Raw genomic sequence first — 596 nt, 5'->3', positions numbered from 1 at the left:
AACGGGCTCTGACTTTTTGTAAGCACACGGTTTCAGGTTCTATTTCACTCCCCTTCCGGGGTGCTTTTCACCTTTCCCTCACGGTACTGCTTCACTATCGGTCGCTAGGGAGTATTTAGCCTTGGCAGATGGTCCTGCCGGATTCATACGAGGTTTCACGTGCCTCGCACTACTCGGGATCCGTCTCGGAGGGAACAGACTTTTGACTACAGGGCTTTTACCTTCTCTGGCGGGCCTTTCCAGACCTCTTCAACTAATCGGTTCCTTTGTAACTCCATGTGAGACGTCCCACAACCCCAACCAGCAAGCTGATTGGTTTGGGCTAATCCGCGTTCGCTCGCCGCTACTGACGGAATCACTATTGTTTTCTCTTCCTCAGGGTACTTAGATGTTTCAGTTCCCCTGGTATGCCTTCAACCACCCTATGTGTTCAGGTGGAGATAACTATCCATTACGATAGCTGGGTTTCCCCATTCGGACATCCCCGGATCAAAGCTTGCGTACAGCTCCCCGAGGCAGTATCGTTGTTCGCCACGTCCTTCATCGGCTCCTAGCGCCTAGGCATCCTCCGTGTGCTCTTAATAGCTTAACCATAT

1 rRNA gene is annotated in these 596 nt (G+C 51.7%); it reads right to left on the bottom strand.

The features are described 5' to 3' along the window. Positions 1 to 592, bottom strand: a 23S ribosomal RNA gene (locus KJS58_RS24830); the annotation flags it as partial. Between the last annotated feature and the right edge of the window lie 4 nt (positions 593 to 596).

The organism is Paenibacillus sp. J45TS6 (genome assembly GCF_018403285.1).
Taxonomy (GTDB): Bacteria; Bacillota; Bacilli; order Paenibacillales; family Paenibacillaceae; genus Paenibacillus.
The sequence above is the reverse complement of the archived record's forward strand: the minus strand, read 5'-3'. Positions and strand labels throughout refer to the sequence as shown.